This window comes from Streptomyces sp. NPDC002463 (assembly GCF_042889835.1).
GTDB classification, from domain to species: Bacteria; Actinomycetota; Actinomycetes; order Streptomycetales; family Streptomycetaceae; genus Streptomyces; species Streptomyces nymphaeiformis.
This window is the reverse complement of the sequence record NZ_JBIARL010000004.1, coordinates 204,608-219,128: the sequence shown is the minus strand read 5'-3', so window position 1 is coordinate 219,128 and position 14,521 is coordinate 204,608. Positions and strand designations below refer to the sequence as shown.

Annotated in this window: 12 protein-coding genes; 8 read left to right on the top strand and 4 right to left on the bottom strand. The window is 71.2% G+C overall.

Going from position 1 to position 14,521, the window contains the following annotated elements:
- The first annotated feature begins 101 nt into the window (after positions 1–101).
- The 4 genes from ACFYX3_RS11145 (at position 102) to ACFYX3_RS11130 (ending at position 4,314) form a co-directional block, all read left to right on the top strand.
- Positions 102–1,532: a chlorohydrolase family protein gene (locus ACFYX3_RS11145; RefSeq protein ID WP_389011533.1), complete on the top strand. Its 1,431-nt coding sequence runs from the start codon at positions 102–104 to the stop codon at positions 1,530–1,532.
- A 144-nt stretch (positions 1,533–1,676) separates the two neighbouring features.
- Positions 1,677–2,051, top strand: coding sequence for a peptidase inhibitor family I36 protein (locus ACFYX3_RS11140; protein ID WP_389011530.1), 375 nt, complete (start codon positions 1,677–1,679; stop codon positions 2,049–2,051).
- Positions 2,052–2,270: 219 nt separating this feature from the next.
- A complete protein-coding gene (locus ACFYX3_RS11135; protein ID WP_389011017.1) occupies positions 2,271–3,113 on the top strand; it encodes a hypothetical protein in 843 nt (280 codons plus the stop codon).
- 178 nt (positions 3,114–3,291) lie between these two features.
- The gene (locus ACFYX3_RS11130; RefSeq protein WP_389011014.1) at positions 3,292–4,314 is read left to right on the top strand and encodes an ArsR/SmtB family transcription factor; all 1,023 of its coding nucleotides are present in this window, start codon (positions 3,292–3,294) and stop codon (positions 4,312–4,314) included.
- Between the two features lie 23 nt (positions 4,315–4,337).
- On the opposite strand, the gene ACFYX3_RS11125 is transcribed toward ACFYX3_RS11130, so the two are convergent.
- Positions 4,338–4,922: a TetR/AcrR family transcriptional regulator gene (locus ACFYX3_RS11125; RefSeq protein WP_376583925.1), complete on the bottom strand. Its 585-nt coding sequence runs from the start codon at positions 4,920–4,922 to the stop codon at positions 4,338–4,340.
- A gap of 193 nt (positions 4,923–5,115) precedes the next feature.
- On the opposite strand from ACFYX3_RS11125, the gene ACFYX3_RS11120 reads away from it, so the two are divergent.
- Positions 5,116–7,650 (top strand): MMPL family transporter, encoded by a 2,535-nt coding sequence (locus tag ACFYX3_RS11120; protein ID WP_389011011.1) that lies wholly within the window; start codon positions 5,116–5,118, stop codon positions 7,648–7,650.
- Here ACFYX3_RS11120 and ACFYX3_RS11115 read toward each other — a convergent pair.
- On the bottom strand, positions 7,620–8,222 hold the full coding sequence (locus ACFYX3_RS11115; protein WP_389011008.1) for a hypothetical protein: 603 nt from the start codon (positions 8,220–8,222) through the stop codon (positions 7,620–7,622). The two genes, ACFYX3_RS11120 and ACFYX3_RS11115, sit on opposite strands and share 31 nt — an antisense overlap.
- Entirely contained in the window at positions 8,222–9,832 is a 1,611-nt protein-coding gene (locus ACFYX3_RS11110; protein WP_389011005.1) for an acyltransferase, read from the bottom strand. Before ACFYX3_RS11110 ends, ACFYX3_RS11115 begins: the two co-directional genes overlap by 1 nt.
- Before the next feature lie 152 nt (positions 9,833–9,984).
- On the opposite strand from ACFYX3_RS11110, the gene ACFYX3_RS11105 reads away from it, so the two are divergent.
- Together ACFYX3_RS11105 and ACFYX3_RS11100 are read left to right on the top strand one after the other, a co-directional pair.
- The gene (locus tag ACFYX3_RS11105) at positions 9,985–11,610 is read left to right on the top strand and encodes an amidase family protein (RefSeq protein ID WP_389011002.1); all 1,626 of its coding nucleotides are present in this window, start codon (positions 9,985–9,987) and stop codon (positions 11,608–11,610) included.
- A 204-nt stretch (positions 11,611–11,814) separates the two neighbouring features.
- A complete protein-coding gene (locus ACFYX3_RS11100) occupies positions 11,815–12,321 on the top strand; it encodes a GNAT family N-acetyltransferase (RefSeq protein WP_389011000.1) in 507 nt (168 codons plus the stop codon).
- A gap of 10 nt (positions 12,322–12,331) precedes the next feature.
- On the opposite strand, the gene sigJ is transcribed toward ACFYX3_RS11100, so the two are convergent.
- Positions 12,332–13,285: an RNA polymerase sigma factor SigJ gene (gene sigJ, locus ACFYX3_RS11095; RefSeq protein WP_389010997.1), complete on the bottom strand. Its 954-nt coding sequence runs from the start codon at positions 13,283–13,285 to the stop codon at positions 12,332–12,334.
- A 150-nt stretch (positions 13,286–13,435) separates the two neighbouring features.
- Here sigJ and ACFYX3_RS11090 point away from each other — a divergent pair, with 150 nt between their 5' ends.
- Complete coding sequence (locus ACFYX3_RS11090; RefSeq protein ID WP_389010994.1) at positions 13,436–14,518, top strand: LUD domain-containing protein; 1,083 nt, start codon at positions 13,436–13,438, stop codon at positions 14,516–14,518.
- The last annotated feature ends 3 nt before the right edge of the window (positions 14,519–14,521 follow it).

Here is a 14,521-nt window from a genome sequence, read left to right as displayed (position 1 = left end):
CACCGGGAGGCACACCACCACGAGCACGGGAGTCCCCGCATACGCACCCTCGTCACCGCGAGCCACGTCATCGGCTACGACCCGAGACCGACGACCACGTCCTGATCCGGGACGGCCAGGTCGTCTACGAGGACACCCGGATCGTCCACGTCGGCCACGGATACGACCCCGCCGGCTGCGACGAGGTGATCGACGCCGGGCAGGCGCTCGTCGGCCCCGGCTTCGTCGACCTGGACGCGCTCGCCGACATCGACCACGCCCTCCTGGACACCTGGCACGCGGACGGCCGCGGCCTGGAGTGGTCGCAGGAGTACGCGCTGAGCGGCCCGACCGCCGTGTTCGACGCCGAGGAGCGGGCGTTCATCCGCTCGTACGCGCTGACGCAGCTGATCCGCAACGGCATCACCACGGCGATGCCGATCGCCGCCGAGACCCACTCCGACTGGGCGGAGACCTATGCGGACATGGCGGCCGTCGCCGACAGCGCCGCACGCTTCGGCCTGCGCATGTATCTGGGCCCCAGCTATCGCGCGGGCGTCCCCGTCGTCACCCCCGACGGGACCCGCACCCTCCACTGGCGGCCCGAACGCGGGGACTCCGGCCTGGCCAACGCGATCCGGTTCGTACGGGACTTCGACGGCGCGCACGACGGCCTCGTCCGCGGCGCCCTGCTGCCCTGCCGCATCGAGACCCTGACGCCCGAGCTGATGCGGGACACCGCACGCGCCGCCGACGAACTGGACTGCCTGGTACGGCTCCACTGCCTCCAGGGCACCGGCGAACTGAGGCGCCTGGCCGAGCTCCACGGCACCACTCCGCTCGCCCTGCTCAAGGAGACCGGACTCCTCGGCCCGCGCCTCCTCGTCCCGCACGCCATCCACATCGGCGGTCACAGCGAGGTGGACGCCCCGTACGCGGGCGAGCTCGACGCCCTCGCCACGATCGCCGGCGTCGTGCACTGCCCGCACACCATGCTCCGATACGGGGCCGCCCTGGAGGACTTCGACCGGTACCGCGCGGCCGGGGTGAACATCGCGATGGGCACCGACTCGTTCCCGCCGGACATGATCCGGAACATGGACTACGGCACCAACCTCTCCAAGCTGACCACCGGCCGGCTGGATGCGGGCAGCGCCGCCGACTACTACCGGGCCGCGACCCTCGGCGGAGCCCGCGCGCTGGGCCGCGACGACCTCGGCAGGCTCGCCCCCGGAGCCCTCGCCGACCTGCTCGTCGTCCGTCTCGACGCACCCCGCACCGGCCCGGTCGACGACCCGGTCCGTACCCTCCTGATGAACACCTCGGGCGCCGATGTCGGCACCGTCGTCGTCAACGGCCGCACGGTCCTGCGGAACGGCGTCATCCCCGGCATCGACGAGGAGGCGTGGCGAGCAAGGGCGCAGGAGCTCTTCACCCGCATGAAGACCGCGTACGCCGACCGCGACTACCGCCACCGCACCACGAAGGACCTCTTCCCCGCCTCCTTCCCCGCCTCCTTCCCCGAGCAGCCCCCCGGCCCGGCCTCCCACTGATCCACCCGGGAGGCCGGGGGGTGTTCGGGCTGCGCCGAATCGTCTCGATCGGCCGGCTAAGCCCGGCCAGTGTGGAGCGCAGCGACGCTGCCCGCGCCTTTCGAAGTGGGCGGCACGGCACACAAGGAGCACATCGTGAAGCGCATGCTCACCGCACTGGCCGGAACGGTCCTGCTGGGAACCGGTCTCCTCGGGGCGCCGGCCGCCTCGGCAACCGAGACGACCGCAGGAGCCGCCGCGGCGACCTCCTGCGACGCGGGCTACTACTGCGTGTACTGGGACGCCAACTACGCGGGCCGGAAGTACCAGTTCGGCGGGAACAACTCCAGCTGGGCCGACTGGGCCATCTTCAACGACGACTCGTCGTCCTGGAACAACGGCACGTCGGGCATGGGCGTCGTCCTCTACGGCGACGAGGGCTACAGCCGCCCCCTGGGATGCCTGCCGGCCGGCCGGGGCTGGACGCTGCACCGCCCCAACGACGACGGCGAAGGCAACAAGTGGACCTGGAGCTGCTGACACCGCTCCCCGCCCCACTCCGGCGCACCCCGGGCGGCCCACGCCGCCCGGGGTGCGTCCCCGACCCGACGACGAGGTGCCCGCATGTCCCGGTCCTGCCCACCGCGCCGTACGTCCCTCTTGATCGGAGGGACGACCGTACTGCTGCTCCTGACCTCGTGTGCGCCGTCCGACGACCGCCCGGCCTCTGGCGCGTCGTCACGAGCGGCGAGATCGCCGGTGACCTCACGAGTGCACGGTTCCTCGCCCGGTCCCCGGAGCGACCCCAAGGGGGATCCGGCGGAGCAGCGTTTCCTGTTCGAGGGCCAGGAACGCCTGGTCGCTGCCTGCATGCGCGGCCGTGGCCGGCCGTACCAACCCCTCTCCTGGCACGCGCCGGGGGCCGAGGACGGCGATGGCGTCCAGGGGGACGATGTGACGGCGCGCCGACGCGAGGGGTACGGCGGTCCCGCGGCGATGAGGCCCGCACGGGCCGCCGACCCCAACGGCGACTATCTGCGGACACTGCCCCCGGACAAGGCGAAGGCCTACGGCGCGGCCCTGTTCGGGACACCGTCCCACCGGATCGAGGTGAACCTCGCCGACGGCGTCGCCTTCATGAACGCGGACGGCTGCGTCGCGCACGCCGAGCAACAGCTGTACGGCGATCTGACCCGCTGGCTGAGGGCCCAGATGACCGTCGTGAACCTGGCCGGTGAGGTCAGCCGCAAGGCGAACGACGACAAACGTGCCGCGCGCACGCTTCCCCCGTGGCGCGCGTGCATGAAGGCCCGCGGATTCGCGTACAAGGACCCGGGAGAGGCGCGGGCGGCGGCGTTCTCCGCGTACGAGGCCGTGGCGGGCGGGCCCGGTGGTCGGCCTGCGGACATCGATCGGGCCAGGCGCCGGGAGATCTCCATCGCCGTCGCCGACGCCACGTGCGACGCCCGCGTCGGCCGTACGCGTACCCTGCGCGGCCTCGAAGTCCAGTACCGACGCCAGGTCACCGAGGAACACGCGGAGCAGATCTCGGTCTACCGCGCACTCCGTCAGCGGGCTGCCGCCCGGTTGGCTTCGGGCTGAGCCTTCCGCGCCCGTCGTCAGCTCGTCGTCGAGGGTCGCCGGCCCTCTTGCCCTCCCCCTCCGGTCGTCGGCTCGATCCCTACTGGCCCGTGCGCACGCTCTCGACGAGGATGGCCGTCGAACGCAGGTGGGCGGCAGCACCGGCAGAGACCGGTCGGGCTTCGGGGATGGCGACGACGTGCCGTTACGCATTCACTTCACGGTGGAGGACCTCGCGCGGACCCGCATCGCCGACGGACCCGCGCCCTGCATCGAGCTGACCACCGCGGCGCGTCAACTGCAGGAACGCTCGCATCTGGTACGGCTCGGGGCCTGGCGCCATCGCACCCTGTCCGCGCTGCATCCCGCCTCCCGCATGGTCTTCGCGCTCATGCCCCGTCGCGGGCGGGTCACCGAATTCCTGAGCGGTGCGAACGGCTCGACGCCCGCCGAGCTGGTCGAGCAGATCCGTTCCACGCCTCGCAGCCGCCTGCGGTCCAGCCTGGAGCAGACGGCTCAGCACGAGGCCCTGCCCGCGTGGGCGCACCGGTTGCCCGACGACCCGCTCCTCCTGCGGCAGTTGTGCGACGGCCTGGAGCACGTGGCCGGCCACGCGCTCGTCCCCCACTGGCAGGAGGTCCGGGCCATGGCGGCGGCCGACGCCGCGGTGCGTTCCCGCCAGATGCTGAGCGGCGGCGTCGAGACCCTTCTCGCGCGCATCAACCCTCGGCGAATCCGCTGGCGGGCTCCTGTCCTGGAGGTCGCGATGATCTCCGGTCTGGACGCCGACGTGCACCTGGCCGGGCAGGGGATGCTGCTCCAGCCTTCGGTGTTCGCCGTCGAGGCCCCGGTCGTCGACCTCGACGCGGTGCCGCAGCCCGTCCTCACGTATCCGGTCGCCCAGCTTCAGGAGGGCACGGCCACGCCGCTGTTCGCGTCTCCCCCGCCCGGCGGTGATCGGGCGGCCCAGGCCGTCGACGTGGTCGGGTCCGTGCTGGGGCACACCCGGGCCGCGGTGCTCAGCACCATCGCCCGTCACCCGGGCTGCTCGACCCAGCAACTCGCCGTGCTCGTCGGGATCGCCAAGGCCAGCGCCAGCGAGCACGCCACGACCCTGCGCAACGCGGGCCTGATCGCCACCCACCGGGACCGCCGGACGACCGCCCACATCGCCACGCCCACGGGGATCGCGGTGCTCAACGCGCCCTCCGGACGGCCGTGACCGGTTTCCCGCGTCCGACCGGGTCAGGGGTGATCGGGCGTGAGCAGACGGCGTGTGGCAGTGCTCGCGAAGTCGGACACGGTCGCCAGTTCGTCGCCCTGGTCGATTCTGCGGATGCAGGCGTCGACGACCGCCTGGAGCACGGCAACGGTCAGTTCCGGCTGCGGATGGTCCAGTTCGCGGACGACCTCGGCGAGTGCCTCGTGCAGTGAGGTGTGCAGGTTCTTCACGCGCTCCCGCGCCGACGGGGAGAGCGAGCCGCGTGAGAGCGAGGCCCACCAGCGGTGGGTGCCGCGCGCGGCCTGTTCGAGGTTGGCCCTGACGTAGGCGGCGGCCCGGTCCTGTGGGGTGGTCTCGGCCGCGATGGCCTGCTGCACCGCGTCGATCCAGGCGGGGAACCCGCGGGTCACGACGAGTTCGAGCAGGTCGTCGATGGAGTCGAAGTAGCGGTAGATGCTGTTGCGGGCGATGCCCGCCCGCGCGGCGACCGCACCGGCGGTGAGGGCCTCCGCACCACCCTCGTTCAGGATCGCCTCGGCCGCGTCGATCAGCTGGGCGAGCCGCTGGGCCCGGTGCTCGCGGACGCTGCCGGCTTCGATCTTGGGCATTCTCTCCGCTCCGCTCCAGCACTGTGCCGTCTCACAGGAATCTACCCCCTCGTCCGGGGCCGGGACGAAGCCCGTGTTAGCTTGGCGCCGACTTAGAGACACCCCTGTCGCTAAGTTTCGTCCACGCGTTCTTTCACCACGTCCGTTCCTGCTTCTGGTCGAGGGCTTTCTGATGCAATCGATGTACTTCCGCATGCTCCGACGTCTCCTGGGATCGAGGAGACGCGCCGCCGTGGTGGTGGCCTTCTGGGTACTGATGGCGGGCCTCCTCGCCGGGGTCGCTCCCGCTCTGGAGTCCGTGGAGGACAACGCCTCGGCCAACCTCCCCCCCGCCGCTTCGGACTCCATGAAGGCCCGCGACCTCATGCGCGCGCAGCTTCCGGGCGGCCGGGCGGCGACGCCGGCGATCATCGTGGTGCACGGTGAGGGTGCCGACGCCGCCGCGAGCGCCGGGGACGCCGTCGCCCGCATCACCACGGCCCTGTCGGAAGCCGACCGGCCCGATCAGGTCGCGAGCGTGATCTCCACCGTGACCGCTCCCGAGGCCTCGGCCGAGTTGGTGTCGCGGGACCGCGGCACCCAGCTGGTCATCGTGCCGATGACCGGAAATCCCTCGGACGAGGTCTTCCAGGACGCCGTCGACGAAGTGCGGTCCCTCGCGTCCGACCGTGCCGGACCCACCGAGATCGCCGTGACCGGCCCCGCCGGGATCGCCACCGACACCGTGAAGGTCTTCAGCGGCGGCGACAAGGTCATGCTCCTGGCCACCGTCCTGCTCGTCCTCGTCATCCTCCTGGCCATCTACCGCTCACCCCTGATGGCCCTCGTCCCCCTCCTCGCCGTCGGCGTCGCGATGCGCGTGTCGGAGACGACCGGGGCGCTCCTCGCGGACGCCGGGATCATCACGGTCAGCAGCCAGACGGCCTCGATCATGACCGTGCTGCTGTTCGGAGTGGGCACGGACTACGCGCTGATCATCACCGCCCGCTACCGCGAGGCGCTTGCCGACGAGCCGGACCGCCCGCGCGCCATGCAGACCGCTGTGCGGCGCACCGCCGAATCCGTCCTCGCCAGTGCGTCCACGATCGTGCTCGCGATGTTCGCCCTGCTCGCGGCCGTCTCCCCCGCGCTGCGCGGCTTCGGCCCGTACCTCGCACTCGGCGTGGCCGTCATGGCGCTGGTGGCGTTCACCTTCGTTCCCGCGCTGATCCTCCTGCTGGGCACAGGCGTCTTCTGGCCCGGGGGCGTGGACAAGGCCGCCGCACGCGGTCGCGGTGCGGGCACCTGGCACCGCATCGCCGCTCTCGTCGCCCGGGCGCCGGTCCGGGTCGCCTCGGCCGCGGTCGCCCTGCTCGTGGTGATGAGCGCCGGTCTGCTGGGCTACCACGAGAGCTTCAACACGCTCAGCGGTTTTCGCGCCGCCACCGAGTCGGCGCGCGGCCAGCAACTGATCCAGGAGGAGTTCGGGCCCGGCGAGATCGCACCCGGCACCGTCGTCGTCCGTTCCCGGGACGCCCTGCGTTCCGGCTCCGCACCGGCCGAGATCGCCGCCGCGCTGGCCGACGCCGATGATGTCAGCCGGGTCGGAGAACGGCCCCGCTTCGGCGAGGACGGCAGGACCGTGTTCTACGACGTCGTCCTCGACGTCGACCCGTACGGCTCGAAGGCGCTCGACGCGATCGGTCCGCTCAAGGAGGCCGCGCGGGCCGCGGCCGACGCGGCCGGCGTGGAGGACGCCACGGTGCTCATCGGTGGGGAGACCGCGCAGAACGCCGACATCCGCTCCGCCCTCGACCGCGACACGACCCTCATCGCGCTCCTGGTCCTGGCCGTCGTCACAGCGGTGCTCGTCCTCCTGCTGCGTTCGCTCCTCGCACCGCTCTACCTGGTGGCGACCCTCGTCCTGTCGTTCCTGGCCACCCTGGGCGCGACCACCTTCTTCACCCTGACCGTCCTCGGCGACGAAGGCATCGGCAACCGCGTCACCGCGTACGTCTTCGTCTTCCTCGTCGCGCTCGGGGTCGACTACAACATCTTCATCATGAGCCGGTTCAAGCAGGAGCTGCGCACCCTGCCCCCGGCCAAGGCCATCAGCGCCGCCCTCACCCGTACCGGCGGTGTCGTCTCCTCGGCGGGCCTCATCCTGGCGGCGACGTTCGCCGTCCTGATGACCCAACCGATCCGCGAACTCTTCCAGTTCGGTTTCGCCATGGCCTTCGGCATCCTGCTGGACACCTTCCTCGTCCGGCCACTCCTGGTTCCCGCGATCGTCCGTCTGCTCGGTGACCACGCCCTGTGGCCCTCATCGCCGGCACGTCTCCGCACGCCCCTGTCACCCGTCGACGACCGCCCTGCCGCACCGGCCGCCGAACCCGCCGTCCGGACACGGCGTCTGCTGCGCGCCTTCACCTGGATCGCGGCCATCGAGGCGTGCACCTGGGCCGGTCTGCTGACGGGGATGTACTTCAAGTACGTCCCCGAGACCACCGAGCTCGGCGTACGGATCTTCGGGGCCCTCCACGGTGCCGTCTTCATCGTCTACGTACTGCTGACCCTCCTGGTGGCGATCCGGCTGAAGTGGCGGCCGGGACGGACGTTCCTCGCCCTGCTGGCCGCCGTTCCGCCTTTCACGACCGTGGCGTTCGAGGTGTGGGCCCGCCGCACTGGTCGGCTCCCTGATCGGCAGGAGGTCGGGGGTCAGGCGTTGATGCCGACGGCGGAGACGTAGGCGTAGGCGTTGTAGTCGGAGTCGAGGTCGGAGATGACGTCGTCCCAGATCTCGTCGACGAGGCCGGCGTCGCGGGTGGCCCAGGCGTCGACGAGGTCGGTCCAGATGTAGCGGACGGTGACGGTACGGGTGGACAGGTCGCGCCGGTACTTCGCCTCCACCCGGGTCTGGTCGACGGGGTAGATCTCCATCCGGCGACCGCGGCCCTGGTTGTCGAGGTGCTTGACCAGCCAGCCGGAGCGGATCAGGTTCTCGCGGCGGCGGTGCCAGTACGCGGCGTCGATCCGCTCCCGGCTCGCCCGCGTCGGGGACACCTGGCCCTTCGACTTCATCCAGGAGCGGATCGTGCGGGGTGAGACGCCCTGGGTCTTCAGTTCGGCGCGGCCGGCGGGGCTGTCGAGGTAGCGCAGGCGGGCCGCCAGTCCGCGGCGGGTCGTGACGGGTGAGGCGATGCCGGAGGTGTGGACGATGGGGTTCAGTTCCAGGATCAGGGCCTCGCCGCCCTTCATCCCGTTCACGTCCGTCTTCTGCCACTGGCCCCAGCGGGACCACAGGTCCGGAGAGCCGGCCATCAGCGCTTGCCTCCGAGGATGTAGGTGTCCTTCTCCTTGACTTCGTTCAGGTTCCGGCCCTCCTGGAAGACCTCGCGCCAGTCGCCGGTGACGTGGAGTTCGTCGGTGCCGGAGATCTCCACGACCTGGAGTCCGGCCCTGCGGGCCTTGTGGGCCTTCATCCACAGGTTCGCGAACGCCTTCGAGCGGATGATGTGCATCCAGTCCGGCCGGCGGATCTCCCGGTTGGAGCTGGACTCCCCGATCGTGGAGACGAATTTGGAGTACATGGCCTTCACGTAGGTGATGGTGAGCTCGTCGCCCTCGGCCAGCGCGGTCTTGCGGACTTCCGCGAGCGCGCGGCGCATCTTCTCCAGGAGGGCTTCCGTGGCGCCGGAGACGAGGGAGCGGTGGATGACCGGGGGGTCCGCGAGGCCCTGGGAGGCGCAGTCGAGGAGGAGGCGGAGGGTGGATTCCGACACCCACAGTTCGCCCGGTTCCATGCGGTTGCCCAGGGGGTTGGGCAGGTCCGTGTGGTCCCAGTCGGCGGGGGTGATCAGGTGGACGCCAGCCTTCTTCGGGTCGTGGACGCCGCTGGTGTCCTCACGGAGCTGCCCGATCGGCAACCACGCCTTGAGCGCCGACAGGTAGGCCGCGTTCATGTCGAGGGCGGTCACCTCGAACTTCTCGCCCTTCCTCGCCGCCGCCACGAGGGCAGCGTTGCGCCACTTCGGGCGGCCTTCCCAGATCTCGTCCGCGCCCTTCTGCGACTTCTTCCTGAGGATGTCCTGCGTCGGCGGGAACTCCGAATGCTCGTAACGGCCACCCACCCGGGACGCCTTCAGCAACGCCATCACATCCGGGATCGCCCTCTTGATCAGTGCCGCCTGCGCGGCATCGACCTCACCCCCGCACTCGGCCAGGACGTCGTGGACACGGTCCGCGATCTGCTCGACGAGGGTGCCGGAGGCGTACGCGGGAGCCTTGTGTCCCGGTGCGGCGGGGGCTGCGGCCGCCGGGGCCGTCGGCGGTTCGGCGGATGACGGAACCGGTGGCAGCTCGACCGGGACATCAGGGACGTCAGAGGTCTCGACGGACGGGAGCGCGGCTGCGACGGCCGCGGCGCACTCCTCGGCACTCAGATGCTGCGGGAAGCCGTCGAGTTCGTGCGGGGCGGGCTGCCCGCACAGGACGCACAGCCCTGTCGACTCCTGCACGACGGTCTCGGCCGGGGACGGCGACACCGGCGTCGGCTCCTCGGCCTGAGCCGGAGGGTGCGTCCCGGCCGTCGGCCGGTCCAGGGCGGACGGGGCAGACGGGGCGGACGGGACGGACGGGGCGGACTGGTGTACGGGAGACACGGTCAGCGCGCCGGGCTGCAGGCTCTGGGCCGCGTCGTGCAGGACACCGACCGCGTGCGTCGGCCCGGCGAGCAGGTCAAGCACGGCCAGACCGTAGTGCGCGGCCAGCAGGTCGACGTCCTCAAGCGACCAGTGCGCGCTTCCGGACTGCTTGCGCGACACCTGGGCCTGCGACAGGCCGAGCCCGGCGGCCAGGTCGCCCTGCCGCTCCCCCGAGCGCGACATCAGCGCCGCTACCGTGAGTCTGAGGATCTCTTCCGTACCCAACACGCATGCCACTCTATCAATCTGCATACATAAAACGCATACCTGATGTGAAATCGACCCGTTCGGGCGCGCTCTGTCGGTCGTGTGGCGTCGGCGGGTGGAGAGGCGGAGAAGTTTCTTGTGCCCGGCGGTCCTCCTGCAGTGGGCTGTCGCCCATGACGAAGAGAAGTGTTGCGACAGTGACCGCGGCCCTCGCCGTGGCGGCCCTTGTGGCGTCGGGCGTGCCGGGGCAGGGTGCGATGGCCGTCGAGTCCGGTGCCGAGAGTTCCGCCTTGCTGCGCGGAGTGGACCTGGACACGGTGACCATCCCCGAGTTGCAGGTGCGCATGAAGAGCGGGTCCCTGACCTCGTCGGCGTTGACGCGGGCGTACCTCCGGCGGATCAAGGCTGTCGACCCGGAGATCAACGCGGTGCTTCGCATCAGCCCTACGGCCCTGAGCCAGGCGGCCGCCAGTGATGTCAGGCATCGTCTCGGGAAGGTGCGCGGCCCGCTCGACGGCATCCCCGTCCTGCTGAAGGACAACGTGAACACCCGCGACATGCCGACGACGGCCGGGTCGATGGCACTGGCCGGAAGTCCGCCGGCCACGGACGCGGAGCTCGTCGGACGGCTACGTGCGGCCGGGGCGGTGATCCTCGGCAAGACCAACATGTCGGAATGGGCCAACTTCCGTGCGGCGAGGCCGACATCGGGCTGGTCGGCGGTGGGCGGTCAGACGCACAACCCGTACGTCCTGGACCGCAACCCGTGCGGATCGTCCTCGGGTTCGGCGGCCGCCGTCGCCGCCTCTCTCGCACAGGTGGCGGTCGGCACCGAGACGGACGGCTCCATCGTGTGCCCGGCCGGGATGAACGGGGTCGTCGGCCACAAGCCCAGCCTCGGGGTGGTCAGCCAGTCCGGCGTCGTCCCCATCTCCGCCGAGCAGGACACGGCCGGCCCCATGGCGCGCAACGTCATCGACACCGCGCTCACCCTCTCGGCGCTCAGCGGTGACGACACAGCGGTGACGCGCCCTGGCGGTCTGCGCGGCAAGCGGATCGGGCTGTGGCGGCTCCCGTCGCTCGGCGCCGGCGTGGACGCCCTGATGACCCGCACCGCGGAGCGGCTGCGTGCCGCGGGTGCGCAGGTCGTCGAGGTCACACCGCCGTACCAGGACAGGCTCGCCGAGCTCGAGTTCCCGGCCCTGCTGAGCGAGTTCCACCGGGACATCGACACCTACCTCGCGTCCCGTAAGGGGCCTCGCGACCTTGCGGGGCTGATCGAGTTCAACCGCACGCACCCGGCCGAACGGACCTGCTTCGCCGGCCAGGAACTGTTCGAACAGGCCCTGGCCGCGCCGTCGACCACGGACCCGGGCTACCGGGCCATGCGCGCCGAGCTGAAGGACCTGTCCCGGCGGTCCATCGACGAGACCATGGCCGCGCACGACCTGGACGCCATCGCCTCCCCGGCGAACCCGCCCGCCTGGACGACCGACTGTGCACGGGGCGACAACGACGTGATCCCGTCGTCCACCCCGGCCGCCGTCGCCGGGTACCCCTCCCTGTCCGTACCCGCCGGCTTCGTCGGCGAGTTGCCGGTCGGTCTGCTCCTGATGGCCGGCGACCGGCAGGACACCGCGCTGCTGTCACTGGGGGCGGCGGTCGAGCAGCGACTCGACGCCTGGCGTGCACCGCGGTACCTGCCCTCGGCGTCCTCCGGCACCATCGGCCAGTCCTGTTGTGAAAGGGGTGGTCACAGCCACTCGTTGATGGCTGCGACGAGGACAGTGGCCTCGTAGCGGGCGGCGAGTCCGTCGTACCTCGTGGCCACGGCCCGGTGTTCCCTGAGGCGGTTCATGCCGCACTCGACCGCGTGCGCTCGCGGTGGTCGGCCTTGTCGAACTTCGGTGCCGACCGCCGCGGGAGCCGCGCCTGTGCAGCGGGCCCGAGGTGTATCACAAATCGATGGCCTGGCATGTGAGTGAGCGTCAGAATGGCCGCCCATGGAACGCATCGCGCTGACGACGCAGCGTCTGCTCCTGCGCCCGCATGATCCCGGCGACGAGGACGCGGCCTTCTACTTGCGCGAACTGGTGCCGCGTGGCCGGCGCGACGAGACGATGTACCACTTCGCGGTGGAGGACCGGGAAAGCGGAGTGCTGGTGGCATCCGTCAATGTGCACCGTCACACCGACGCATGGGGAATCGGGTACTGGACCGTGGCGGAGCACAGGGGCCGAGGCTTTGCGACGGAGGCGGTGCTCGCCCTGGCCGAATGGTCCTTCAAAGAACGAGGGGTCCAGCGCCTGGAGTGGAGAGCGGAGGCCGGGAACCAGGCTTCCTGGGCCGCGGCAGAGAAGGCCGGCTTCGTCAGGGAGGGCACCCTGCGCGCGGCGCAGACCAACGGGAACACCCTGAGGGACACCTGGATCGGCGCTCTCCTGCCCGCCGACCTCGGTCTGCCCTTCGCTCTCCCCTACTGCCCCGCGGCGAGCGACCTTTCTGGGTGACGCGCGGTGGTCACTGCCGTTGCCATGGGCGGAGCTTGTCCGGGTTGCGTACCGCCCAGATGTGGGTGATGCGGTCGTCGGTGGAGACCTCGAACGCGAAGACCGTCTCGATCCGGCCATCGGACTCCACCGCCAGGCCCGGCAGCCCGTTGACCGGGGTCTCCAGGATCGTGCGGGGCGGGGCGAGGCGGGCGATGGTCAGGTAGAGGCGGGCGATGCGTTCCGCGCCCACCAGCGGTTGCAGGTGGGCGACGGCGCGGCCGCCGCCGTCGGAGACCGCGGTCGCGGCCGGGTCGAGGAGGCCGATCAGGGCTTCGATGTCGAGTGCCTCCCAGGCTTCCTTGAATCGGCGCACGACGCCCGCCTGTCGGGTGGCCGTCGGGCCCGCTTCGGCCCGCATGGCGGCGACGCGGCGGCGGGCCGAGGAGGCCAGCTGGCGGCACGCCGCCGGGGTTCGGCCGACGATCTCGGCCACCTCGGCGAACGGGTAGCGGAAGACGTCGTGCAGTACGAACGCGACGCGTTCGGCCGGGGTCATCGCCTCGAACACGACCAGGAACGCCATCGTCACCGACTCGTCGAGGGTGATCCGGTCGGCCGGGTCCGCGCCTGCGCCGCCCGGAGCCCCGGCGGTCCACCCGTCCCTGCCGGGCAGCGGCTCCGGGATCCACTCTCCGACGTACGTCTCCCTGCGCGTGCGCGCCGAGCCCAGCACGTTCAGGCAGATGCGTCCGGCCACCTTCGTCAGCCAGGCGCCCGGCGACTCGACGGCCTCCTGCTCCGCGCGCGACATCGCGTACCAGCGGGTGTACGTCTCCTGGACCGCGTCCTCCGCGTCGGCCAGCGAGCCCAGCAGCCGGTAGGCGAGATTCAGCAGCTGCCGGCGCTCGCTCATGATCGCGTTCAGGCCCGCATCCTGCCGCTCGTCCGCCTGCTCGTGTTTCCGTCGTGGCTCGGGGGTCATTCGCTCTCCGGCTCCTCGTTCCGTTCCCTCTCCATGACGACAGAACAGAGCGGCGGAATGTGAGGTCCGCCGCTCGCCTCACATTCGGCGGGGCTGCGTTGTCGGAGTCGTGCACACCGAGAACGCCCTTCACAGGACAGGACTCCGACCATGAACGACTTCCAGTCGATCGCCGACCGCGTCGAGATCGAGGCGCTGCGCGGCGAGTTCACCGATGCCGCGATGATGCGCGACCGTTCCCGTCTTGCCGCGCTGTTCACGCCCGATGCCGTTCTGCGCATGCCCGACGTCCCCGTCGAGTTCGTCGGCCGGGAGGAGATCAGGGCCGGAGGCGAACGCCTGCAGGAGCAGTGGGACTTCTTCGTGCAGAACAGCCACCCGGGCACCATCCGGATCGACGGCGACACCGCCACCGGCCGTACCTACATGCAGGAGGTCGCGCGGCTGCTCGACGGCCGGTCGGGCATGAACTTCGCCGTCTACCACGACACCTACCGGCGTACCGAGGAGGGTTGGCGGTTCTCCGAGCGGGTCTACGAGGTCCGGTACGTCGACACCACCCCGCTGGCCGGTTCCGCGCCGTCCGACTCCGGTGAGGCCGAGACGGCGGAGACGCGGGCGGGCCATGCCTTCAGCGCTCCGGCGTCCGCCGAGAGCCTTGACCGTACGATCGCGGCGCTGCGTGCCAACGGCTTCACCGCCGAGCTCCTCGACGACGCCGACGCCGCCCGCGCCCGCGTCAAGGACCTGATCCCGGAGGGTTCGGGCGTCTTCACCGGGGCCAGCGAGACGCTTCGGCTCTCCGGCATCGAGAAGGACATCGAGGCGGGCGACCGCTACGAGGCCGTCCGGCCGCGCGTCCTGACGATGGACCGCGCCACCGAGTCCGACGAGATCCGACGGCTTGCGGCCACCCCCGACGTCTTCGTCGCCAGCGTCAACGCCGTCACCGAGACCGGCACGCTCGTCATCGCCTCCGGCAGCGGCAGCCAGCTCCCCGCCTCCGCCGGCGGCGCCGCGCGGGCCATCTGGGTCGTCGGGGCGCAGAAGGTGGTGCCCGACCTGGACACCGCGCTGCGCCGCGTCCAGGAGCACGCCCTCGTGCTGGAGAGCGAGCGCGCTCTGGCGGCCTACGGGCGGCCGAGCGCGGTCAACCGTCTCCTCGTTCTCAACGCCGAGCCGCAGCCCGGACGCGGCACCGTCCTGCTGCTGCGCGAGGCCATCGGGTTCTGACGT